We start from the raw sequence: 24,107 nt of genomic DNA, 5'->3' as shown, positions 1-24,107 counted from the left end.
GGTGTCGCTCAGCGGACCTCGTACGCGCGGACCATCGTCTGGTCCACCCGTGCGCCGTGTCCGTCGGTGAGCGTGACGCGCAGGTGCACGAACGTGCCCGCGGGCGCGTCGCCGGGGACCGTCGCCCGCCACGTGCCGTGGGACCGCCGCACGTCCGCGACGCGCCAGTCGGTGACCGCGTCCGTGGTGGCCTGGTCACCGTAGGAGTACTGGACTTCGACGTCCGCCAGGGAGACCGGGCCGTCCGCCCCGTCCACGACGGCACCGACACCGACCGTGGTCGTCTCCCCCGCCGGGCGGGAGTTGCGCAGATCGGACGGGAGGTCGAGGACCGGGACGAGGAGGCGTTGGGCGCCCTGGTCCGCGGCGCCGGAACGGAAGTCCCACGCGGTGCTGTACGCGAGGCCGGTGCGGTCGGCGGCCGACGCGGGCCGCCGCCAGGTCTGGCGGTACGTCACATCTGCCGTTGCCTGCGGAAGTTCGAAGATGCCCGACACCATGGCCTGCGGTTCGCCGTTCACCAGCAGCTGCCGGGTGCCGTAGTCGTTCCGGGCGGCGGTGGAGTCGTGGCCGCCGGCATCCCCGAACGGGGCGACGGTGAAGGACAGCCGGTTGCTGTCCCGGGTCATCAGCGCGGCGCTGTAGGTGTTGCGCACGGGACCGTACGGCGATTTGTACCAGTACGCCGTGGACTTGCCCCGCCGCACCTCACGTGGTCCGTCATAGGCGGTGCCACTGTTCGGGCCGAGGTCGCGGCGCATCAGGGTCGTCCAGGTCAGGCCCTCGCTGCCCGATGGCGTGAAGAACTCGGTGCGCTGCTGTGGGGCGCGCAGCGGCAGTGTGGTGCCGCCCGCCCACACGGCGGGCATGCCGGGCAGGCCGACCTGTACGTCGGACCAGTACGTGGCGTCACCGCCGGCCTGCTGCACGTGGTAGCGGGCGTCGGTGACGGCGAGCCCGCTGTCGCGCACCCGCTGGGTGCCGGGCCGGATCGCCTCCTTCGAGACGACCGCCAGGTTGTAGACGTACGGGCTCCGGGCGCTCGCGGTGCCCGACCAGCCGACCTTTGCCGAACCCGACCGCGCGGCCTCGGCCTTGAGGGTGAGCGCGTCGTCCCAGGTGATGGTGGCCTGCGGAACACCCCCCTCGGGGCCGGTGATCTGGAAGCGGCCCTCGCTGTCGGGGACGGCGGCCAGGACTCCGGCGGCGCCGGCCTTCGCGGCTGCCGGGTCCCAGGTGTAGGCGTTGCCGCCGCCCGTGCCCGCGTCGACCAGGGCGACCTTGCCCGTCAGATCGTGGGCGGCGAAGTCGGCGTCCGTTCCCTTGCCGATCGCGACGACCTCGGCCGTGCCCTTGCCGTCGAACTCCGTCGCCTTCTGTACCGGCAGCGAGTCCAGCACCCGCCCGCCCCCCGAGGTGAACCGGGCGAGCGGCGCGGTCTGCCGGGCCGACGCGAGGAACGTGGCCTTCTCCGCGTGCCGGACCGGCTGGGCGTAGATGGCCTTGGCGTACGAGGGGACGGAGGTGGCGTATCCGGCGAGCAGTCGCCCGGTGCCGTCCAGTCCGTAGGTCAGACCGATCGCGAACCCGTTGGGCCGGCTCGCGCGCTCGGTGTCCCACGCGATCCGCTCGGCGGCGCGGGCGTCCAGGGTGACCGTGGTGTCGCCGGAGACGGTGACCTCCGGCCGGTAGAGCTGGGACACGGAGGCCACGCTGCCGATGTTGCCCGGCTCGTCCCGGGTCATGATCAGGGCGCTGAGGGCGTACGTGCCGAGCGGCACCCGGATCGTGGTGCTGCCCGCGTCCGGGTAGCCGAGGGTGTACCGCATCGCGGTGTCGCGGTGGTCGTCGAACAGCTGGAACGCCGACGGGGACGCCGCCGGGTCGCCGTGCCGGTCGAGGCCCTTGACCGTCAGGTCGGCGGACGGCACCTCCAAGTGCGCGCCGAACGGGACGGTGACGCGCACGCCATGGGCGCCCGTGCCGACGAGGCGTCCGGTGAGCGTGCCGTAGGCACCGGCGTCGAGCTTCACCGCGGGGTCGATACGGACCGGCGCGTCGGCGGTCCCGTGCGCGGGCACCCTGACCCTGGTACGGGCCGGTGCGGCGAACCCCCGGACGCGGGAGCCGTCGTCGCCGCGCACGTCGCGCACCGCGAGGGTCAGGGTGACGTCCTTGTCCGTGGCATTGGTCAGCGTGATGGCCTTCTCGACCGGCTCAAGGCCGGCCTGCGGGTACGCGAAGTCACCGATCAACGCGTTGGGTTGACCGGTCACCGGCTGGGATATCGCATGGGCCACATCCATCGGGCCCGCGCCCTGGTCCAGGACCGGCGCGTCGGTGTCCTCGGCCGACGAGGTGAGCAGCGCCTTGAGCCGGGCCGGCGCGAGGCCGGGGTGCTGCTGGAGGAGGAGCGCGGCGCCGCCCGCGACGTGCGGGGTGGCCATCGAGGTGCCGGACATCGACTGGTACGCCTGGGCGCCTCGTCCGCCCGCGCGGGCGGCGACGACGTCGACGCCCTGGGAGGCGATGTCGGGCTTGGCGTTGATCCCGTCGGCGGAGGGGCCCCGGCTGGAGAAGGGCGCGGTCTCGTTGTGGCGGTCGACGGCGCCGACGGTGAGGGCGCTCGGTGCGCAGCCGGGCGTGGAGACGGTGCCGCGCAGCGAGGCGTTGCCCGCCGCGATGACGAACAGGGCCTGGTCGCTGAGGCGTTGGACCGCCTCGACGTCCGGCCCCGCGCAGCTGGTGGCGCCGTCGGCGCCGAGCGACATGGAGACGACCTTCGCGCCTTCGGCCACGGCCCACTCCATGCCGCTGACGATGCCGCTGAGCGTGCCGGAGCCGTCGTCACCGAGCACCTTGCCGACGAGGAGTCCGGCCCCCGGTGCCATCCCCGCGTACCGGCCGCCGGACGCGGCGCCGGTGCCGGCGATGGTGGACGCGGTGTGGGTGCCGTGGCCGGTGCGGTCCTCGGCGTCCTGGCCGTTGACGAACACCTTGGTCCGCGTGATCCGGCCGGCGAGGTCCGGGTGGTCCGCGTCCGCTCCGGTGTCCAGGACGGCGACCTTGACGCCGGAACCGTCGAGCCCCGCCTTGTGGGCGGCGCCCGCCCCGGTGAGCGGGACGGTCGGGGTGGGAGGTGCGCCAGTGGCGGAGCCCCTGACCTTGGCGTCCAGCCAGATCTTGGCGACACCGCCGGACGAGCGGGCCGAAGCCTTCACCGGGGTCAGGTCCTGCCAGGCGTCGGCGGCGGTGTCCTTGGCGACGGCGAGGCCGGCGCCGCCGATGGAGTCGAGCGTGGCGGTGGTCCGCGTCCCCGGACTGGCGGTGCGCGGCGCGCGGCCGCCCCCGTACTCGACGATCACCGGCACGGTGGCGGAGTGCGCGTCGTCGTAGCCGTCCGCAACGAGTCCGCCGATGTCGAAGAGCTGTGCGTCGACGAGCCCGGTGTCCACCAGCTTCTCGACGCCCTGGGGGAAGACGTAGGTACGGGTGCCGTCCTGCCAGACGGCGGCGGGGTGGTCGGCGCTGTCCACGGGGCGTGGCGCGGCGGACAGGATCCGGCCGTCGGGGGCCACGCGTGCGTCGACCACGTCACCGGTGATCAGGGTGACGGTCGCGGTGCGGGCGGCCGTGGCGCCCGTGCCGGTCGGCGGGGCGGGCGCGGTCACGGCGTGTGCCGCGGGTATCGCGGCGGCCAGCAGAGCGACGGTCGCGAGGCCGGCAGCCGTGGACCGCCAGGGTCGGGTGCGTCTCACAGGACAGCTCCTGGTCCAAAGGGGTGTTGGACCAGCAGCGTCGCCAATTCGCCCTCTCGGTGGGCGTTTTGGGGCTGGCGAGTGACCGCCATGACGTAATCCCGACACCGATGGCGCCTCATCGGAGGTTCGCGGGGTTCGTCGCCCCGGGCACCGCCGGCCCCCGGTGGCGGGGGCCGGCGAGCAGCCGCAGCCACCCGCCACCGCCACCGGTCAGCGGCAGGTCAGCTCCGGGTCTTCCGCAGATCTGCCGCGAGTGAGGCGATGGCTGCGGGATTGCGCGGGCTCTCGACGAGGTCCACGTAGTCGAGGACGACGATGCGGTCGTTCTTGATCGCCGACACATTGGCCAGCGGCGGATAGGACTTCAGGAACTTCCGCTTCTGCTCCGCACTCGTGTCCCCGTAGTTGTTGATGACGATCACCTCGGGGTCCCGCTCGACGACGGTCTCCCATCCCACCGTCGTCCAGGTGTCCTTGAGGTCCTTCATGACGTGATCGCCGCCGGCCCTGGTGATGATGTCGTGCGGTCCGGCGTAGGCGCCCGAGGTCAGCGGCTTGTCCCGGCCGTCGTCGTAGAGGAACACCCTCGGCCGGTCGGCGCCCTTCAGGGCGGTCGCCTGTGCCTGGGCCACTTCCTTCCGGAACCGTGCGATCAGGGATTCGGCACGCTTCTCGACGTCAAAGATCTTCCCCAGGTTCCGGAGATCGGTGTAGAGCGCGTCGAGTGGCGGCATCACTCCTCGCGCCTTCCCCTGCCCGTTGCGGCACGACTCGCTCAACAGGTAGGAGTCGATGCCCACCTTCTTCAGGGCTGCCGGGGTGAATCCGTCGCCCTCGTTGAAGCCGTAGTTCCAGCCCGCGAAGACCAGGTCGGCGCGTGCGTCGAGGACGAGTTCCTTGTTGATCGTCTCCTTGGACAGCCAGGCGGTCTTCCGGTAGCCGCCCTTCCAGGGGACGGATGTCAGATCGCCCTTGTCGTCGGGCATCACATAGCCCGCCATATGGTCTTCGAGTTCCAGGGCGAACATGATCTCGGTGATACCGACGTCGTTGGTGACCACGCGCTGCGGCGCCTTGTCGTAGGTCTTCTTCTCACCGCAGTTCTCGACGGTCACCGGGTAGTGGCCTCCGGCCGCGGGTGCGCTCCTGTTGTCGTTCCCGTCCTGCGGGGTGATCTCGGCGCCGCAGCCGCTGAGGGCCATGACAGCGGCGAGGGCGAGGCCGAGTGCGGAGGGACGTATCGGGCTGGGCATGGTGGCAGTGCTTCCTTAGGAAGGGTCGACGGGGAGGAGGCGGTCGAAGATCAGCTGTACGGCGCCGGTCTCCGGGTGCGGTACTCGATGCGCCCGGACGCCGAAGACCTCGGCCAGCAGCTCAGGGGTGAGTACGTCGTGCGGGGCGCCCGACGCGACGATCCGGCCCCGGTCGATGACATGGAGGACGTCGCAGTGGAGCGCGGCGAGATTGAGGTCGTGCAACGCCGTGAGCACGGTCAGTCCGCTGGCCCGTACCAGGGCCAGCACCTCCAGCTGCTGGGCGATGTCCAGGTGGTTGGTGGGTTCGTCGAGCACCAGTGCCCGTGGCTGCTGCGCCATGGCGCGGGCGATCAGGACCCGCTGCTTCTCGCCTCCGGACAGGGTCAGGAAGCCCCGGTCGGCCAGGTGGCCGGCCCCGACCTCCGCCAGCGCCGCCTCACACGTGCGCCGGTCCTCCTCGGACGCACGGGCCGTCGGTCCCTGGTGCGGCATCCTTCCCATCGCCACGATCTCGGCGACGGTGAAGTCGAACTCGTGACTCGACTCCTGGGGAAGCGCGGCCAGTCGGCGGGCGCTCTCCCGCGGGCTCAGGGCGTGCAGGTCCTCGCCACCGATCCGGACGGTGCCGGCGGAGGGGCTCAGGGCCCGGTAGACACAGCGCAACAGCGTTGACTTCCCGCTGCCGTTGGGCCCCACCAGGCCGACGAGCTGACCCGCGCCCGCCCGCAGCGTGATCTCCTCCACCAGCCGCGCGCCGGCGATCTCGACCGTCAGCGCGTCGATATCGATCCGCATCACGCGCCCCCGAAGGTGTAGGAGCGGCGGCGCATGAGCAGGATGAAGCACGGTACGCCGATCATCGCGGTCAGTACGCCGAGCGGCAGTTCGGCCGGGGCGAGCAGCACCCGCGAGAGGATGTCCACCCAGATCAGCAGGACGGCGCCCGCGAGCGGTGCGACGGCCAGCAGACGGCGGTGATCCGCGCCGACCAGCATGCGCGCGGCGTGCGGGACCATGAGCCCGACGAAGCCGATCGCGCCGCTCACCGCCACCAGTGCCCCGGTGACCGCGGCGGAGACCAGGAACAGCTCCTTGCGCAGTCTCCCGGCGTCCACTCCCAGCGCGGCGGCGGTCTCGTCACCCATCGCCAGGGCATTGAGCCGGCGCGCCGACCACCAGAGGTGGGCGAGGCCGCCGATCGTGGCGCCCGCGGCGATCGGTACGGAGGACCAGGTGGCGCCCCCGAGGCTGCCCAGCATCCACATCATCGCGGAGCGGGCGGCCTCGCCCCGCTCCGCGGCGAACACCATGAACGTCGTGATGGCCGAGAAGCCGTAGTACATCGCCGTGCCCGTCAGGACCAGGCGCAGCGGGGTCAGTCCGCGCGCGGTGCGGGCGACCGCGTACACGAGCATCATCGCGAGGAGTGCGGCGAGGAAGGCTGCCGTGGACAGCGCCCAGACGCCGAATGCGCCGAAGACCCCGAAGATGAGCACGGCGTTGGCACCGACGGCCGCGCCGGAGGAGATGCCGAGGACGAACGGGTCGGCGAGGGCGTTGCGGACCATGGCCTGCACCGCGACGCCGATCGCGGACAGTCCGGCTCCGACGACCGCGGCCAGCAAGGCTCGTGGAAAGCGCAGCTCCCACACGATGGTGTACCCGGCAACTTCGCCGGGAGCGATCCGCTGTCCCGTCAGGCCGGCCCACAGGTAGCGCGACACCTCTCCCCAGGAAATCCCGGAGGCACCGATTCCGGCGCCGCAGACCAGGGAGAGCGGCAGCAGGGCACACAGCGTGATCACCAGCAGGGGCAGGGGAACGCGCCGGGGAGGGGCGGGCCCGCCACCGGCGCGCGCCGCGCGCGAGGGCGGGGCTGGTATGCGTTCGAGGGGAGTGACCACGTTCGGATCGCTTTCACCTCAGGCCGTGCGTCTGCACGATCGAAGGAGCGGCCCGGACGCGAGGCGCCCTGTGCAGCACCTCTCGCAGTCCACGGCGAATTGACAGGAGCTTTCACCGCCGCGGGTAATCGGGCTCGCGGAGCCATCAGGACGGCTCCGCCTACCGTTGCGGGTCAGCGCCGGAATTCGACCGGACTTCCCCCGCGGGGCGTGAGCAGCTTACGGGTACGGCACGGACCCCTCCTTATCTGGGCCCCCGCGCCCCGATCGCCCCCGATCCCCCTGAACGGTCCCCGAGCGGTCCCTGACCCGACCCGGAGAAGCCCCTGATGCGGGCACCACACGGGCGACGGCGCACCTAACGTGACGGCGGGTGCCCCGGCCGGGTCCGCACGCCTGACACAACCGCTCTCCTCGCAAGGAGGATCCATGCCGTTCAGGGACAGATCTGCGCTGCGGCTCGTCGCCGCACGGGGCACGGCCACGGCCGTGGCCGCTGCCACGACCGCCGTCGCCGGCCTCGCCGCCGCTCCCGCGGTCCACGCGTCGCCGCCCGCGACGGCGGCCCTGCGGTGGGCACCGTGTGCCGCCCCGGCGAAACCGGGAGCCGAGTGCGCCACGCTTTCGGTGCCGGTCGACTGGGACCGCCCCGACGGGCCGAGACTCGACCTGGCCGTGGCCCGCCGCAAGGCCACCGAACCCGGGGCACGCGTCGGCTCGATGGTGTTCGGCCCCGGCGGGCCGGGCGACTCGGGTGTGGAGAGGGTGGTGAGCGGGATCAACCGGTTCAGCCCCGAGGTCCGCCGCAGGTTCGACATCGTCAGCTTCGACCCGCGCGGCGTGGGCGGCAGCAACCCGGTGACCTGCTCCGGTGACCTGCTCGCCGAACGGCCGTCACCGGAGCTGAGGAGCCAGGCCGACTTCGACGCCACCCTGGCGTACAACAGGCGGCTCCGCGCCGACTGCCGGGCCCGTACCGGCCCGGTGTTCGAGCACCTCGACACCGGGCAGACGGTCCGTGACCTGGACGCGCTGCGGGCCGCCCTCGGCGAGCGGAAACTGACCTTCTACGGGAGCTCGTACGGCACGCTGCTCGGCGCCCAGTACGCCGAGACCTACCCGCGGCGCGTGCGCGCGATGGTGCTGGAGAGCGTGATGGACCACAGCGTCGCGGCCACCCGTGAGTTCCTGCGCTCGGAGGCGGCCGCGGCGCAGGACTCGTTCCAGGAGTTCGTGAAGTGGTGCGCCGGTGCGGCGGACTGCGCGCTGCACGGCCGCGACGTCCGCGCCGTCTGGCAGGGCCTGCTGGCCCGCGCCGCACGCGGCGAGCTGGCGGACCCGGACAGTCCGGGGAGGTCACTGTCGGCTTCGGACCTGGTCAACAAGTACGCGTTCCGGAGGTTCTACGAGGCCGACTACGCGGGACTGGCCACGGTGATCGCGGGGATGGAGGCGAGCAAGCCGCTGCCGGCATCACCCACCGGGACAGCGCCGCTGCCGCCGGCCACCCCGGTCTTCTGCTCGGACTGGCAGCTGCCGGTGCGCGACTACCGGGAGTACGCCTCGCTCGTCGCCGCAATGAACGTGACCGCGCCCGACCTGCCCTACCTGCTGTCGATCCACATGGCGGCGGCCTGTCTGGGCGCGCCGACCGCCAACCCGCAGCACCGCCTGGACGCGCCCGGCGCCCCGCCGGTCCTGCTGTCCAACGCCCTGCACGACCCCGCCACCGGCTACCCGTGGGCCGTGTCGGTGGCCCGGCAGCTCGGCCGCAGCGGCGTACTCCTCACCTACGAGGACCGGGGGCACGGCAGCGTCACCAGCGGCCCGTGCATGGAGAACGCCGTGGACAGCTACCTCACCGACCTGGCGGTCCCGGCACGGGACACCAGCTGCCCCGCCGAGCCGTCCTGACGACCGGGGCCTCTCGTTCCACCCGGGGCCGGCCTTACTGAGCCACCGGGCGACGCCAGGTCCGTGACCCTCGCTTCTCCCGTTCGGCACTTCTCCCGTTTGACCTGAGTAGACCTGTCTGTCTAATCTACTTCCAGAGATTAGACAGACAGGTCTACTCACATCCTGGACGGGAATGGTCATGACGAATCCCTCGGTCGCCCGGACGTCCAACCCGGCCCGCACCTCGGACGCGGCGCCCACCGGTCCCGGATCCGGGACCGGATCCGCTCCCCTATCCACTGCCATACCCGCGCGGGCCCGACGGCTGCCGCCGAACGTGGCGCTGTACGCACTCGCCTCGATCACCATCTCGTTCCTGGCGGCCTCCAGCGCGCCCACCCCGCTCTATGCCGTCTACCAGGCGGAATGGGGCTTCGACCCGATCACCACCACCGTGGTCTTCGGCGTCTACGCGGTGGCGGTGCTGCTCGGGCTGCTCACCATGGGCAAGCTCTCCGACCACGTCGGCAGGCGGCCGGTCCTGCTGGCCGCGCTGGCGGCGCAGGCCGCCTCGATGATCGTGTTCGCGACCGCCGACGGCGTGCCCGCGCTGATGGTCGCCCGGATCGTCCAGGGTCTGTCGACCGGCGCGGCGCTCGGCGCGATCGGTGCGGGAATGATGGACATCAACCGGGAGCGCGGCACGATCACCAACGCGGTCGCCCCGGGCATCGGCACGGCGACCGGCGCCCTGGTCTCCGGCCTCGTCGTCCAGTTCCTTCCCGCCCCCACGCACCTGGTCTACCTCGGGCTGCTGGCGGTCTTCGTCGTCCAGGCCGTCGCCGTCGCACTGATGGCGGAGACGGTGACCCGCAAGCCGGGGGCGCTGGCGAGTCTGGCCCCGGAGATCAAGCTGCCGCGCGCCGTACGCAGCCCGATGCTGGTGGCAGCGCCGGTACTGTTCGCCGTCTGGGCGCTGGCCGGACTGTACGGGTCACTCGGCCCGTCCCTCGCACGGCAGTTGACCGGTTCCGGGTCCGAAGTCCTCGGCGGGCTCAGCCTGTTCGTGCTCGCCGGGGTGGCCGCCGTCTCGGTCCTGGTCCTGCGCAGGGCCGCGACCCGGACGGTGATGCTCACCGGCATCCTCGCGCTGATCGCCGGGGTGGCACTCACCCTCGCCTCGATCCGCGGCTCCTCCCCCACCGGCTTCTTCGCCGGCACCGCCCTCGCGGGCGTCGGCTTCGGCAGCGGGTTCCAGGGCGGCATCCGTACGGTCATGCCGCTGGCCCGGCCGCACGAGAGTTCCGGGGTCCTGTCGCTGCTCTTCGTCGTCTCCTACCTGGGCATGGGAGTGCCCACCGTGATCGCCGGGTTCCTCGTGGTCCACGCGGGCGGACTGGCCGCCACCGCGCAGGAGTACGGCGTCGCCGTGATCGTCCTCGCGGCGTTCGCACTGCTCGGACTGGTGCGCGGCGGCCGGGACGGGGCGGCGGTCCTGCCGGGCGAGCGGATCGGCGGCAACACCTGAGGGTGGCCTCCGGCCGGGGCATAATGTAGACAGATCTGTCTGAAGGAGTGACCGTCATGGCGAGTGCCCGGAGCACCGCGAAGCCGTCGGCGCGCGAGCGCCTGCTTTCCGCCGCCGACGAGCTGTTCTACGCCGAGGGCGTGCAGAGCGTCGGAATCGACCGGGTCATCGAGCACGCGGGCGTGGCCAAGGCATCGCTGTACAACACCTTCGGCGGCAAGGAACAGCTCGTCCGGGCCTACCTGGACACCCGGCACGCGGGCACCGTCGACCGGATCACCCGGGCCGTCGCGGAGTACGACACGCCGCGCGAGCAGATGCTGGCGGTCTTCGAGTCCCAGGGACGGCAGTTCGACCGGCCGGACTTCCGCGGCTGCGCCTTCATCCGCGCCGGCGCCGAGGCCAGCCCCGGCGGACTGGTCCAGGAAGCGGCGGACAGCTTCCGCGGCTGGATGCGCGAACTCTTCACCCGCCTCGCCGCCGAGGCCGGCGCCGCCGACCCCGACGCCCTGGGCCACCAGCTCCACATCCTCTACGACGGGGCCGGCATCTCCGCCCTGATGGACCACGACTCCGACGTGGCCGCGGCCTCCCGCGCCGCGGCGACCGCCCTGATCGCAGCGGCCACGGGCGCAGCCGCCGAGGCATGAGCGACGCCCGGCACGCGGGCCCGGACCGCGTGCGTGACGGCGGTCAGCGGGCCGGCCGCGGGTCTTCCCAGGATGCCGCGCACAGGGACTCGGCCACGGCAGCCGTGTAACGGGCGGCGGTGAGCCAGTACAGGGCGAAGCCGTCCGTGTCGGCGGGCAGGAGGCGGCCGAAGAGGTCCCGGTCGCGTCGGGCCGCAGAGGCGCACAGCGCGGTCAGCAGCCCGGCGGCCGTGTGGAGGCCCGCGCGGCTGATCCGGCGGGTCTCGGCGGTGACGTCACCGAGCATGCCGAGGGCGGCCCGGCCCGCCGGGACGGCCTGTTCGACCCGGCGCTCCAGGAGGTACAGGGGCGAGTACGCGTCGGACTCTCCGGGCTGGGGCGACGCCAGGTGGACGGGGGCGGCCGGGTCCGGGAGGTCGGCGCGGCGCAGGCGGTCGAGGCCGAGGTCGATCGTGCCCTCGCCGGTGGGGTGCGAGCAGGCGAGAAGGGCGAGCCGGGGGTGGAGGGCGGGCACCAGTCGGCCGATGATCCTCAGCCGGGTCCCCGGCGCCGCGGCCAGCAGCATCAGGTTGTCGCGGTGGGCCAGCGCGGGATCGTCGTCCGCGACGGTGAGCCGGACGGAAATGTCTCCCTCGCACCGCGCGAGCAGGCAGGTGCCGCCGGACTCCCTTACGGCGCCGAGGAGTTCGACGTCCAGGAAGAGCAGGTCGCTGCCGCCGCCGTCCGGGTCCGCGTACCGGGAGGTGGACCGCAGGGCGCGGGCGGCCTGCCCGGACGGCGGTGTCGCCCACAGAGCTGCGAGCGGCGGCTCGGTCCACGCCGCGCCCCGGGCGGTCACGGCCTTGACGCCCTTCCCCGCGCCCAGTCTGCCGTCCGGTGAGACCGTGGCCCCCGAGACCGCCAGACCGGCCCGGCCCAGCTCCCGATGGGTGAGAGCGCTGTCCCCCAGGCGCACCGCGCGGTCGGCCACGCCCAGGGCTCGCCCGACGCCGCCGGGCGCGACGTCGCCGACCGTGCAGAGGCGGCCGTCGGTTCCGGCGACCCAGGTGCGGGCGCCGCCGTGCCCCGAGTCCGTGACCACGGGTTCGGTGAACAGTCCGTACAGGCGCAGCGCGCCGTCCGGGCTGTACGGGCGGCGCGCCCGGCCCCTGACGGCGGCCAGCTCGGCCCCGGACGCCGCCCCCACCCGGTGTGCGGTGCCCAGGAGTTCGGCCAGCGCGGTGACGAGCTCTGCGGTGCGGTAGGACGGGTCCCCGGCGCGGGCCGCGCGCAGCAGCGTGACGACGGACAGCGCGGCGCCCGCGGCGCGCGGCAGTTGCCGGAGCCGGGCAGTGTGCGCGGCGCGCAGGAGGGCGGCCTGGGTGACGGCACCGGCCCCGTCGACACCGGCCTCCAGCACGGCGGCGCCCGCCGACCACAGGGCGTCGGCCGCAGCACGCTGCGCTGGGGTGGCCACCTCAGGCAAGGGCAAGGGCAAGGGCGAGGGGGCGGAGTCGGAAGTAGGGGTCGGTTCTGAGTCCGGTTCCGAGGCCTCCGGGGTGGGGCCGTCTACGGTCTCCGCCACCGGGTCCGCCACGGGGGCGGCGCAGGCGGCGGCCGCGCGGTGGACGCATGCCGGGGCGAGGAGGCAGCCGCAGGTGATGGCGTCCGCCGTCGCCACCACGCCGCCCGGGGCGTGCAGGCGCAACTCGGTCTCGTCGTCGACCGCGACCGTCACCGTGTCTCCGTCGCGGTGTGTCGGGCGGGCGCCGAGTTTGGTGACCGCGGCGTCCAGCCGCTTGCGGAGCCGGGGCGAGAGGTCCTCCACCAGCGTGGCCGTGACCTCCGGCGCGACAGGTGGCAGCTGAACGGCGGTCATGCGGTCTTCTCCCCTATCCAACGGGCCAGTTCGAGCGGGCTGAGGGCCGCCACGGGCATGCCGGCGGCCACGAGCTGACCGGCGACGCCCGTCGAGTAGCGGGGCCGGCCGGCGTCGTCGAGGCTGGCGCACCCGAGGACGTGGCAGCCGGTGGTCACCAGGGCCCGCACCTCGGCGAGCAGTCCGCCGAGCGGCGCGCCCTCCTCGAAGTCGCTGATCACGACGACGAGGGTGCGCGAGGGCACCTCGATCAGGCCGCGGGCGTGCCGCAGCCCGGCGGCGATGTGTGTGCCCCCGCCCACGCTCACCTCCAGCAGGAGGGAGAGGGGGTCGTGCACATGGCCGGTGAGGTCGACGACCTCCGTGGAGAAGGCCAGGAAGTGAGTGCTCAGGGTCGGCACCCCGGCGAGCACGGAGGCGGTCAGCGCGGACCAGATCGTGGACGCCTCCATGGATCCGGAGACGTCGGTGACCAGGATCAGGCGCCAGTCGGCCGACCGGCGGGCGCGGCTGCGGAACACCGGCTTCTCTGGGATCACCCGGACCGTTCCGTCGGCCGTCCGGCGGGCGGTGGCCAGGTTGGCGCGCAGCGTGCGCGGCAGGTCCAGCCGGCCACCGGGGCGGCGGGTGGGCCGGGCAGTCATCGCGCCGGTGAGGGCGGGGCGCAGCCGGGTGGCGAGCTGCCGGGTCAGTTCGTCGACCAGGCGGCGGACCAGGGGCCGGAGCGCCGCGAGGCGGGCCTCCGGGAGGCCGCCGGCGTACCGCAGGATCGTCCTGAGCAGTTCCACGGAGGGGGTGACGGCCGCCGGGTCGAGTGCGGCGAGGACGTCCGGCCGGCCTGTTCCGGCAGCGGTGGCGAGGACCTCCTCGCGGATGCCGGGGCCGAACAGCGCGGCCAGTTCCTCCGACCACTCGCGGACACCGGGGAACGAGGGTTCCCGGCCACCCCGCGAGCCGCCCCCCTGACCGGGGCCGGGCAGGCCGCCGCGGGATCCCTCGCCGTGTCCCGCACCGTAGAGCTCGTCCAGAGCGGTCGCCAGGCGGGCGGCGCCGGACGGCAGCCGGTCCGATCGGCGGCCGAGCACGAGCCGCCACCGGTCGGCGGGCGCGAGGGTCCGCGCGGGGGTGGCCTCGGTTGCGGGCGCGGCGGCTGTCCCGGTGGCGGCTCCGGTGGAGGGGCACGTTGCGGCCGGGTGGCCGGCGGACAGCGGTGGGAGGCAGTCGTCGTGCGCGGGTGGCGGTACGGGCAGGCCGAGGCCGGTCAGGAGCTCGCGGGCCGTGAGGTCGGCGGCCGTCCGGCGGGCGAGCTCCGCCGGATCGTCCGCGTCGAGGTCGTCCACCCGTTCGCCCAGCCGCTCCTCGACGGTGTCCAGCAGCCGGTCCCGGGCGGCCGGGCTCAGGGTGTCGAAGCCACCGCGCAGGGCCGGCAGCCGGGCCAGGAACGCGGTGTCGTCCAGCTCGACGACCCGGTGCAGCAACGGGTCCAGGGCGCCGACGCCGACGGTCAGGAGCGGGCCCGCCACCGTCAGGACGCCGGTGAGCCGGGCGGTGAGCGCGGCCCGGGAGCCGCTGTCCACGGCTCCGTCCACCCAGGAGGCGACGCGCCCCCCGAAGCTCTCGGCCTCTTCGTGGCCCGTGAGCACCCTGACCGCTCCGGCGGCCGCGGCGATCAACGGCGTCCCGTCGGCGGCCAGCCGGGCGAGGGCGTCGGTGAGCCGGATGCCGCCCACCCGGTCGGCCCGCTGGGACAGTTCGAGCAGCGCCCGCGCGTCCCCCGGCTCCTCGGAGCCGGTCAGGCCGTCGACCTGGCGGACCGCGGCCGAGGTCAGGAGTTCGGCCGCGTGCGCGGTGCCGGCCGCGCGGGCGGCGGCGGTTGCGGTGGCGTCCGGGGCCGGGTCGTCGTCGTCGTCGGACGGAGCCAGGCCCGGCAGATCGTCGTCGGACGGGGCCAGGCCCGGCAGATGGCCGTCGGACGCGGACAGGCCCGGCAGGTGCCCGGCGTCGATGCGGTCCAGCAGGTCGAGCCCGCCCAGGAGTTCGGGAAGGGTGCCGCTCGCGGGGAGTACGGCAGCCAGTTCCGTCAGCCGTTCGCCGGCCAGGGCGGGGAGCCCGCACTCGGCTGCCTCCGTGAGACCCCGGACCACCTGGGCGGCGGTCGGACCGTCCGCCGCGCACTCCGCGGCGTGCCGCTGCCGCAGCACGCCCTCGGCCGCCTGGACCGGGGTGACGCCGCGGGCCCCGGCCGCGGTGAGCATCGCGCCCGTCGCGGGGGTCCACCGCACCTGCCAGCGCGTCGTGAGTCCTTCGGTGCCCGCCGCGCCGGTCACCTGCTGCTCCTGCGCGTACGGGATGCCGCACACCGTCAGCCTGCGCAGCAGCAGTTCGCGGCGCCGGTCCAGGGTGGAGCGCGCCGGGTCGAGCCGGAGGTCGCGCGGTGTCCTCTCGTGCGCGTCGTCCGGGCCGGGGAGGGCGAGCGCGGCGGTCTCGGCCTCGACCGCGGGGCCCAGCCCGCTGCGCGGGGCGGCGGGCGCGGGGCGTCCGGTGCGGGCCCCGACGAGTACGCGTTCGAGGGCCAGGGCGACGGCGCGGCCCGTGCCGTAGGTCTCGCCGCGCCCCAGCACCGTCTGCACGGCTTCCAGGAGTTCGCCGCGGCCCGGGGCGGGCAGCTCGCGCAACCGGGCCAGGTCACCGGCGACCCGGACGATCTCCCGGCCGTCCGCCGGGCCGTAGGGGTGGCCCTGTTCGCGCAGGGCGGCGCAGATACGGACCGCCGTGCGGATCAGCGCCTCGTGCAGCGCGGCCGGGTCCCCGGCGGCGTCCAGGACGGTGTGCTGCCACTCCGGGTCCCGGATGCCGGCCGGGTAGCCGGACCGCGAGTCGAGCAGCGGGTACGTGTACGGGATCAGGGAGACCGTGCAGGCCGCCGGTACGGGGTCCCCGACGGTCCCGGCGGCCCCGGTAGCCCCTGTGGCCCCGGTAGCCCCGGCGGCCCCTGTGGCCCCAGCGACCCCGACAGCCCCGGCGGCGGACGGCAGTAGCGCCGGGGCGTGGAAGGCGCCCACCACCACGGCGGGCCGTTGCCCGCTCGCCAGGGCCCGCGCGACATGTCCGCGCATCCACGCCTCGCGCACCAGGTCCGTACGGTGCACCCCGCCCCGCGCCTCGGCCTCGTGGCGCAGCGCCCAGCCGGTGAGCAGGGCGGCACGGCGGAGCGCCTCGGGTGTCGAGCCCGGCGCGAGGGCCTCCACCAGCCGGTCCCACAGGTCGTCCCCCTCCCGGCCGGTGAGCCGGGACCGGAGCGCGTCGGACAGCCCGTGCCCGTCCCCCGGCACGGGCGCGGAGTCGGCGCCCGGTACCGGGGCGGACGCGGGGGTGTCCGGATCGCCCGCCGCCCATGTCCGGTCGGCCAGCGGCAGGTCGCAGGCCACCGCCGGGACCCCGTTTCTCGCCGCCCAGCGCAGCGCGGCCAGTTCGGGCGAGAAGTCCGCGAACGGGTAGAAGGCAGGCCCGCGTTCGCCTGCCGGGCCGGTCCCGGGCCCGTCGGCGGGCACGGCGGCCAGCGCCACCGGGGCCTCGGTCTCCTCGTGGGCGAGCCAGCCCAGCCAGGGCTGGAACTCGGCGGGCAGTTCGACGAGGAGGACGTCGGGGGCCGCCGCGTCCAGCAGGGCCGGGAGGGCGGCCGCCAGCGAGGGCGCGTGGTGGCGCACCCCGATCAGGAACGGTGACCCGGGCCCGGCCGCCGCGAGCGCCGCCACCGCGGCCTCCGGGGTCGCGGGCCCGGCCGCCGTGTCCCGCGCCGGGAGGACGGCCGTCTCAGGGATGGTCGAATCGCTCATCCGTCAGTTCTCCAGCACCGCGCGCAGGTCCCACAGGGCACGCCAGGTGGCCGCCCCCTGCTCCGCCCGCCTGCGCACCGGCCCGTCCCAGTACCCCAGCAGCCGTGCCGCGTCGGCGGGGTCGTCCTTCCTGACGACACCGAGCAGATGGCCGGGCAGGAGGGAGAGCACGTCCCGGTCGCCGGGGAAGTAGGCGGCGGCCAGGCCCAGGGCGCCTGCCACGGAGACCGCCTCCGCCGTACTCATCACCGTGGAGGGGCGCTCGACCTCCCAGCCCTCCGCGGAACGGCCCTCGCGCAGGTCCCGGAAGGCGGTGACCAGGGCTTCGAGAACCGCGTCGTCCACCTGGAAGGCGGCGCCCACGCGTTCGACGGCCGCCCGCGACTGGCGCCGGACGAGCGCGGTCTCGGCGTCCACGTCCCCGATGGGGCCCACGGTCTCGAAGTTGAAGCGCCGCTTCAGGGCGGCGGACATCTCGGAGACGCCCTTGTCCCGCAGGTTGGCGGTGGCGATGAGGGTGAAGCCGGGGGCGGCGTGCACCTGGGCGCCCTCGCTGCCCGCGAGTTCGGGGACCGCGATCCGCCGCTCGGAGAGCAGGGACACCAGGGCGTCCTGGACCTCCGGCAGGCAGCGGGTGACCTCCTCGACGCGGGCGACGGCCCCCCTGGTCATCGCGGCGAGCACCGGGGAGGGCACCAAGGCCTGTTGGGTGGGGCCCTGGGCGAGCAGCAGCGCGTAGTTCCAGCCGTACTTGAGCTGGTCCTCCGTGGTGCCCGCGGTGCCCTGCACGGTGAGCGCGCTGGTCCCGCAGACGGCCGCCGACAGCAGCTCGGAGAGCATGGACTTGGCGGTGCCGGGTTCGCCCACGAGGAGGAGCCCGCGCTCTCCGGCCAGGGTGACCACGCACCGTTCGACCAGGGCGCGCTCGCCGACGAACTTCTGCTCGATCACCAGTCGGCGCGGCACCCCGGCGCCGGGCCGGGCGCCCTTCGGCAGGCTCAGTGCCTCGCCCGCGCTGCCCATCACGAAGGCGACGACGGCGCGCGGGGTGAGCAGCCAGCCGGGTGGGCGGGGCCCGGAGTCGTGGGCGGCGAGGAAGGCCAGCTCGGTGGCGTACCGGTCCTCGGGCGGGGTGACCTGACGGTGTTCCCGGCCGGGCGCCGTCGCCCGGTCCGTGGTGGTGCTGTCCACGGTGGTGGTCGTGGTGTCGTTCGTCATCGGCGGCGGCCCTTCCGGGGTGCGCGGGTGTCCAGTTCTTCGTAGGCCGGGGCGTCGCCGCCGCGGACCCGTGCCCAGGCGGCTGCGAACAGCGCGGGCACGGGGAGGTGGGGCAGGGTCCGGGCAGAGCCGGCGACGGGGTACAGGCGTTCCTTCCAGGTCTCCAACGGCAGCCCGGGGGCGCCTCGTTCGAGCCAGCCGCAGGGGAGGAACAGGGTACGGCCGGCCCGGGAGCGCTTCGCCTCCACGACGAGGGCGGTGGCGGCGAGTTCCGCACGGGCCTTCTTGACCCGGGCCGGCTTCCACTCGGTCCAGCGGACGCAGTTGCGGTCCGTCGGGTCGGGCAGGGCGAGCAGCATCAGATAGAGGGCGGCGGCGTCCGCGCTCAGGCCGAGGGTGCCGGCGGCCTCGGCCACCAGGTCCGGCACCGCCCGCGTCGGGTCCTGGGCCGGGTGGTGCGGGGAGCCATCGGGGGCGCCCGCCGAGGCCAGCGCGTCCGCCTCCTCGCCCAGCAGTGCGCGCAGGGCGAGCAGATCGCCGGTGCCGTAACCGCCGACGGTCCCCTCGACGAGGCCGAACGCCGGGTCGTCGGGGCCCGCCAGTCCGGCGGGGCGGATCAGCAGCTTCTCGCTGTCGCCGTGGCCGGGGGCGAGGAGCAGCGCCGTGCCGGCCCTGACCAGCCCGTCGGGCCCGGCGCCGCCGGACTCGGGGAGCCCGTGGGCGGCGCGGATCACGGGGCCGAGCGAGTGGCCCGACTCGGTCCAGTCGAGGCCGAGGTCCAGCACCAGGCCGGGGTCGGCGAGGCGGCCGCGCACGGCCGCGAGTCCCGTGGGCAGGTGCGCCCGCAGGGGATGCCCGTACGGCAGCGTGTAGGCGAGGGTGCGCAGGGCGGTCAGGGCTGTGAAGACCGCACCGCGTGCGCCCACCCGGCGCAGGGCCGGGCGGCCGGTGCCGTCCTCGACATCGGTGCCGTGGGTGAGCCAGGCCCGGGAGCCCGCGTTGAGGATCAGCTCGACGGCGCCCGGGGTGGCGCCCGACAGGTCCAGGTCCAGTTCCTCTGGGACCCGGACGAGGGAGGCCAGGCGCTCCTGCCAGACCCCGGTGGCGGCCGGGACATCGGGGCCCGTGGACCACAGCTCGGCCGGGTCCGCGGGCAGCAGTGCCCGGAGCAGGGCATGCCGGTCGTCGCGGGGCAGGGCGTCCAGTCTCTCCTGGGCCGCCTCGAAGGCACGCGTCTTCGCCCCGAGCAGCGCGAGCGCCTCGGCGCCGGGCTCCCCGACGGCTGCGGAGAGCAGGGCGACGGACTGGAGCGGGCCGATTCCGGTGGCCGTATCGAACGCCTCCGCGGCCTCCGGACGCCAGGGTGCCGGGCCCTGCTCCCGTACCAGGGCGATGAGCCGGGTGAGCCGGACGCGGTCGATGCCGTGCCGGTACACGTGCTCGTGGTCCAGGGTGAAACCGGGGACGGGACCGAAGGCGCCGGTCGGGTCGTGGTCCAGGGCGAGCCAGCGTTCCGAGTCGCTCCGGAAGTTCCGGCCGCGGTGGGCAAGGACCACGACGGTGCGGGCGCCCCTGCGCAGCACCTGGCCGAGGCGGTGCACGGCCTCGGGGCGTCCCGGTCCGGATGTCCCCGCGCCGAACGGCTCGACGAGCTCCACCTGCCGTACCGTGCCCGCCGGATCGGCCAGCGGGCCTGCGGCGAGGGTCTCCAGGAACACGAGGAGCCCGGTGCGGTGCTCGGCCGAGGTGGTCGCGAAGGCGGCCCGGTAGGCCAGTTCGGGCAGGTTGTCGAGGAGGGAGGTCCAGGTCAGTGACTCGCCGGGCACGGTGAACTCGTCCCGCTGCCAGCCGTCCGCGGAGGTGAACGGAACCTTGGACGCGATGGGCGGGCCGAACGCCGGCTCGCCGCCGAGGACATGGTTGACGGCGAGGATCTGCCGGATCACGGTCCACCGCTTGCCGGCTCCCCACCAGCCGCCGCGCATCCGCTCCGAGGCCCAGGCGGAGGCGGTCTGCAGGGTCGTGTCGTCGCCGTGCTCCGGCTCGTGTTCGAAGAACATGCCCTGGATGCGCGCGGTGTCCCGGGGCGTGGCCGGCCGCGCGGGCTCGGGCGGTTCCAGGTACCGGGCAGCCGCCACGGCGCGGTCCACCGCGTCCCGGACGACGGCGGTGACGCCCGCGAGGAGCCGTGCGTCGGACACCTCGGGCAGCACCCGGGCGATGGCCTCCTCGCTCAGCTCACGCGACGAGGGCCCGGTGTACTCCTCGACGGCCCGGAACGCCTCCAGATGCCGGGCGACCGCGGCGGCGACCACCTCGAACAGCTCCCCCGCCCGGGGGTCCGTCAGGCTCCGCAGCGCGGTGGAGCCCCGCTCGTCCCTCGGGCGCAGCGCGTGCCAGTAGGCGACGGGAGGCACGTACGGGGTGCCCGCCGCGTCGTTCCCGCCGGAGGAGCCGGTGGTGACGGACCACAGGCTGCCGCCGGCGCCGTCCGTGTCCGCCGGGTGCGCCACGACGGAGCGGTGGTACAGGGCCATCAGGGGCCGCGACCCGCCGGGCAGGGTGAGGGCGCCGAGCGGCACCGGGAACCCGCCGTCGGGCAGCGGGTGCGGCAGGGTGACCGTGTGGCCGTCGGGCGTGCCGGCGACGATCCGGTGCCCGTCGGCGGGGGCGGCCGTGCCGGGCTCGGTGGCCGTGCTGCGGACCCAGCGGCCGAGGACCGTGCCGTCCGTGCCGAACGGGGTTTTCTCCAGACCGGGTTGGAGGGGCAGCACCTGGCAGTGCTCGGCGAGCAGCCGGGTGCCGTCCCGTACCCCGGAGCGGAGGAAGGCGGGCAGGGACGCCCGCCCGTGCGTACCGGCGGCCGGGTCGTATTCCAGCCACACCCGCTGGGTGCCCTGGTGGCCTTCCCGCCAGTGACCGGTGCCGTCGGAGATGACGGCGCGCTGGGACGGGAGGGAGGTGTCGCCCGCGTGCAGGGCCTTGCCTCCGGTGGCGCGGCCGCCGCCGGGCAGCGGCAGGCAGACCTCGTCCGAGGGGCCGGAGCCGCCCCAGCGGGGTATCTGCTCGCCGCCGACGGTGAACAGCTCGGTGGGGCGGTGCGACCAGTAGCCGCGCTGCTTGCCGTCCTCCCACCAGATGACGAGCAACTCGCCGTCGACGTAACGGAAGGCGAGCGACCGCCAGTGGTCGACGGTGGCGGGCAGCCGCAGGGTGTGCCGCAGCAGAACGCCTTCCGGGCCGACGACGACGGCCCGTTCGAGCGTGTTCAGGATCAGGGCGGGCCAGGCGCCGGTGACACCGACGTCCTCCGACCGGCGGCCCCGCCGGTGCACGCCGGCGGATCCGGCTGATTCGGCGGCCAGTTCGGTGTAGGCCGTATCGAGCGCGGGCCAGCCCAGTTCGTCGAGGACGCCGGTGCGCAGGGTGGCGGCGAGCAGCGGCACGACCTCGTGGCCGCTGAGGAGCCGCACGGCCTCCGGGGCGACGTCCGCGACGACGGTGCGGAACAACGAGAGCCTGTTGAGGGCGGCTTGCAGCCCGGGGAGCCCGCGCGCGGCCGTGTACTCCTTGGCGCAGGCGGTCAGCCACTCCCGCAGGATGCCGGAGAGCACGGGGTGCGCCGCCAGCTTCGCCAGGGTCACGTCGCTCGGCCGCTGACCGTTCCCCTGGCCGAGGGCGCCGACGGTCCGGCCCAGAAGGGCCCGGAAGGCCGGATGTCCGGAGACGGCGGCGAGGTCCCGCGCACCGGGCGCGGTGTCGGTGAGCCAGGAGCCGAGCGGGACACCGGGGCTCTGCCTGGTGCCCGCGTCCTGCTCATCCGGTTCGGCGACGGGGATGCCGGAGGCCAGGCAGAGGTCGAGGAGGTCCAGGTCGGCGTTGCGCTGCCAGCGGCCCTGGAACAGTTCGACGGGGCGCCCGTCGGTGCGCAGCCGGTCCGCCATCCGGGCGGCCAGGCCGAGGGTCTGCGGGCTGCGGCCCGCGGTGGCCCGGTTGCGCCTGCGGTGTGCCTCCCAGCGGGCCAGCCAGTCCGCCGGGGAGACGGACGCGGCGGAGTCGACGGACGAGACGGGCGAGACGGATGCGGCGGGAGCGTTCCCCGCCGTGTCCGGGGAGCCGGTCAGCAGGTCCTCGGCGCCGGACTCGGTGAGCAGGGCGAGCCAGTCGGATTCGCCCGCCTTCTCCCGGCCGTCCTCGCTGAAGGTCTCCGGGAAGAAGCCGAGGAGCCGGGACCGCACGGACGCGTCCCGTCGAGCGAGGCCGACGATCGCGGAGCGGTAGGCGGCCCAGAACGAGGCGGGGGCGCGGACGACTCCCGGGGCGGCGATCAGATCGGCCACCAGCTCGCGTTCGGCGGCCTCCCGGTCCAGCCCGGCGGCCTTGACCAGGGCGCGCACGTCCTGCGGCAGCGCCGCGTACGGGGGCATGCCGGCCGCGCAGCGCTCGACCAGCAGCCGGCGGAACTGCGCCCAGGCGTCCGCCGGTTCGAGCCGGACCACCAGGTCCCGTACGTACTGCCGCAGTGCCTTGACGGTCAGCGCGCCGGCGAAGGCGAACTCCAGGAAGACGGCCCGCTGCCGGTCCTCGTCCACGACCAGCCCGTGGACCCGCTCGGCCTCGCGGGCCTTGCCGAAGAAGGAGGCGCCGTAGGTGGTGTTCTCCGCCTGGAGGAAGAGGCGCGCGACCTGCTCGTAGTAGGTGGGGAGGAAGTGGGGTACGGCCCGGCCGAGCCGGGTGCCGAGTGCGTCGAAGCCCTCCTTGGCCGCTCCGGCGCGGGTCCTGGCCTGCCGGCCCAGCCGCTCGATGTCCTTGACCAGGGCCAGGGCGTGGTGCCCGTTGGCCGGGTCGTTGACCAGCGCCCAGGCGGGGAAGCCCAGCGCCTCGCGGCGCACCTGGCCCACGACGGGGGCCTGCGCCGACCGGGCCAGCCCGAGGAACTCCAGGGCCAGGTCCTCGGCTTCACCGAGGGTGCCGGGCACGAGCCGGACCACGGTGCGGTCGCCGAGGGCGCTGTGCGTGTAGGTGCGGGCGGTCAGCGCGTCGGCGTCGTCCCGCTCCGTGGTGCCGGCCGGGAGGATCGCGCCCGCGTCCAGCAGGGCCGCCGCGCGGGCCTCTGACACGGGGCCCCGGGTCTGGGCGGGCAGGGACGCCTCGTCCGCCGCCGCCGTGTCCGTGTGGGTGTTCGTCGTCGTGGTGCTCATGCCGCCCGCTCCTCGTCCGCCACGTCGCGTCCGGCGTAGAGCGCCGCCGCCATGCGCATACCTTCTGACCACGCGACGGGGCCGACCTCGGCGGCCGTCAGCGCACGCCCCGCGGGGTCGGTCCAGCCCAGGGGGCCCGTCTCGGTGCCGTACTCGTCGTAACCGTCGTGCTCACCGATCCAGATGCGCGCCTCGGTGGTGGCGCCGTCCTCGACGACCGGGCAGACCGCGTATCCGCCGCGTGAGCGGTACCCGAGCTGGGTGACGCGGCCGTGCAGGAAGCGCAGTTCCTTGAACACACCGCCGGCGTAGGTGTCCACGGACGTGGTGTCCGGGGCGAGGCCGGGCGGGCGGCGCCACACCTCGCGGAACAACTGGTCGACGTTCTGGCGCACCTCCAGTTCGACCGCGAACTCCCGCAGCTCGTCGAGGTCGTCGAGGAGGACGGGGTGGGGCAGGCTGACGACGTCCGGTGTGATGCGGACCGTGTCGCCGTCCAGGTCGACGAGGCCGAGGCCGCGCTCGGGGTCGACATCACGCAGGAACCCGGCGACTCCACCGTCGACGCCGGTGATCACCACGTCCCGCAGGGCCGTCTGCCACGCCGGGTCCGGCCAGACCCGGGCGAGCACGGCAGTGGGGACGGGCAGCGAACGCACCATCCACTGCTCGACGTCCGTCAGGCACTGGTGTGCGTGCTGCTCCAGCCACTCGGTCAACTGCCGGAGTCCGACAACCGCCGGGTCGTCCTTCAATCTGGCCGGAACGGACTTCAGCCGCCGGCCCTTCCCATTGCGGCAGACCACCGTGCCCGCCTCCAGGGCGACTTCGTAGTCGCCCGCAGGAACCCACCCCATGCGCTGTTCTCCCCATTGTTCCGGACGGCCGCCGAACCGGCGGCACGCCGATGAAACCCGTCCGGGGCAACGCACCGTGACGAGTGGGAGAGACTCTAAGCGGCGCCTGTGACAACGAGCCCGGCACCTCCGCCAGATCAGC

12 protein-coding genes and 1 riboswitch are annotated in these 24,107 nt (G+C 74.5%); of the genes, 3 read left to right on the top strand and 9 right to left on the bottom strand.

What is annotated here, in order from left to right; all coding sequences use genetic code 11:
- Positions 1-8 precede the first annotated feature (8 nt).
- From OG892_RS33265 to OG892_RS33250, 4 genes are all read right to left on the bottom strand, one after another.
- Positions 9-3,758: a S8 family serine peptidase gene (locus OG892_RS33265; RefSeq protein WP_371631016.1), complete on the bottom strand. Its 3,750-nt coding sequence runs from the start codon at positions 3,756-3,758 to the stop codon at positions 9-11.
- A gap of 224 nt (positions 3,759-3,982) precedes the next feature.
- Positions 3,983-5,014: an ABC transporter substrate-binding protein gene (locus OG892_RS33260; protein ID WP_371631015.1), complete on the bottom strand. Its 1,032-nt coding sequence runs from the start codon at positions 5,012-5,014 to the stop codon at positions 3,983-3,985.
- Between the two features lie 15 nt (positions 5,015-5,029).
- A complete protein-coding gene (locus OG892_RS33255; RefSeq protein WP_371631014.1) occupies positions 5,030-5,812 on the bottom strand; it encodes an ABC transporter ATP-binding protein in 783 nt (260 codons plus the stop codon).
- Complete coding sequence (locus OG892_RS33250; protein ID WP_073735125.1) at positions 5,812-6,921, bottom strand: iron ABC transporter permease; 1,110 nt, start codon at positions 6,919-6,921, stop codon at positions 5,812-5,814. The genes OG892_RS33255 and OG892_RS33250 overlap by 1 nt, the downstream gene beginning before the upstream one ends.
- Before the next feature lie 101 nt (positions 6,922-7,022).
- A riboswitch (cobalamin riboswitch) is annotated at positions 7,023-7,169 on the bottom strand.
- 181 nt (positions 7,170-7,350) lie between these two features.
- Between OG892_RS33250 and OG892_RS33245 the strand changes: the two genes are divergently transcribed.
- The 3 genes from OG892_RS33245 to OG892_RS33235 all read left to right on the top strand — a co-directional run bounded on the left by OG892_RS33245 (position 7,351) and on the right by OG892_RS33235 (position 10,995).
- Positions 7,351-8,835 (top strand): alpha/beta hydrolase, encoded by a 1,485-nt coding sequence (locus OG892_RS33245; protein WP_371631013.1) that lies wholly within the window; start codon positions 7,351-7,353, stop codon positions 8,833-8,835.
- Between the two features lie 181 nt (positions 8,836-9,016).
- A complete protein-coding gene (locus OG892_RS33240) occupies positions 9,017-10,345 on the top strand; it encodes an MFS transporter (protein WP_371631012.1) in 1,329 nt (442 codons plus the stop codon).
- Between the two features lie 56 nt (positions 10,346-10,401).
- Positions 10,402-10,995, top strand: a complete 594-nt coding sequence (locus OG892_RS33235; protein ID WP_371631011.1) for a TetR/AcrR family transcriptional regulator — start codon at positions 10,402-10,404, stop codon at positions 10,993-10,995.
- Positions 10,996-11,038: 43 nt separating this feature from the next.
- Here the strand turns inward: OG892_RS33235 and OG892_RS33230 are convergent, their stop codons facing one another.
- Genes OG892_RS33230 through OG892_RS33210 form a run of 5 tightly spaced genes read right to left on the bottom strand, consistent with a single transcriptional unit; the run spans position 11,039 to position 23,965 of the window.
- Positions 11,039-12,853 (bottom strand): hypothetical protein, encoded by a 1,815-nt coding sequence (locus OG892_RS33230; protein WP_371631010.1) that lies wholly within the window; start codon positions 12,851-12,853, stop codon positions 11,039-11,041.
- Positions 12,850-16,689, bottom strand: a complete 3,840-nt coding sequence (locus OG892_RS33225) for a DUF5682 family protein (protein WP_371631009.1) — start codon at positions 16,687-16,689, stop codon at positions 12,850-12,852. Before OG892_RS33225 ends, OG892_RS33230 begins: the two co-directional genes overlap by 4 nt.
- A 3-nt stretch (positions 16,690-16,692) precedes the next feature.
- Positions 16,693-17,907 (bottom strand): AAA family ATPase, encoded by a 1,215-nt coding sequence (locus OG892_RS33220; protein WP_073735120.1) that lies wholly within the window; start codon positions 17,905-17,907, stop codon positions 16,693-16,695.
- Complete coding sequence (locus tag OG892_RS33215; RefSeq protein ID WP_371631008.1) at positions 17,904-23,108, bottom strand: hypothetical protein; 5,205 nt, start codon at positions 23,106-23,108, stop codon at positions 17,904-17,906. Before OG892_RS33215 ends, OG892_RS33220 begins: the two co-directional genes overlap by 4 nt.
- Entirely contained in the window at positions 23,105-23,965 is an 861-nt protein-coding gene (locus OG892_RS33210; RefSeq protein WP_371631007.1) for a DUF4132 domain-containing protein, read from the bottom strand. The genes OG892_RS33215 and OG892_RS33210 overlap by 4 nt, the downstream gene beginning before the upstream one ends.
- Positions 23,966-24,107: the final 142 nt, after the last annotated feature.

Origin of the sequence: Streptomyces sp. NBC_00341, assembly GCF_041435055.1 — a bacterium.
GTDB lineage: Bacteria > Actinomycetota > Actinomycetes > Streptomycetales > Streptomycetaceae > Streptomyces.
The sequence above is the reverse complement of the archived record's forward strand: the minus strand, read 5'-3'. Positions and strand labels throughout refer to the sequence as shown.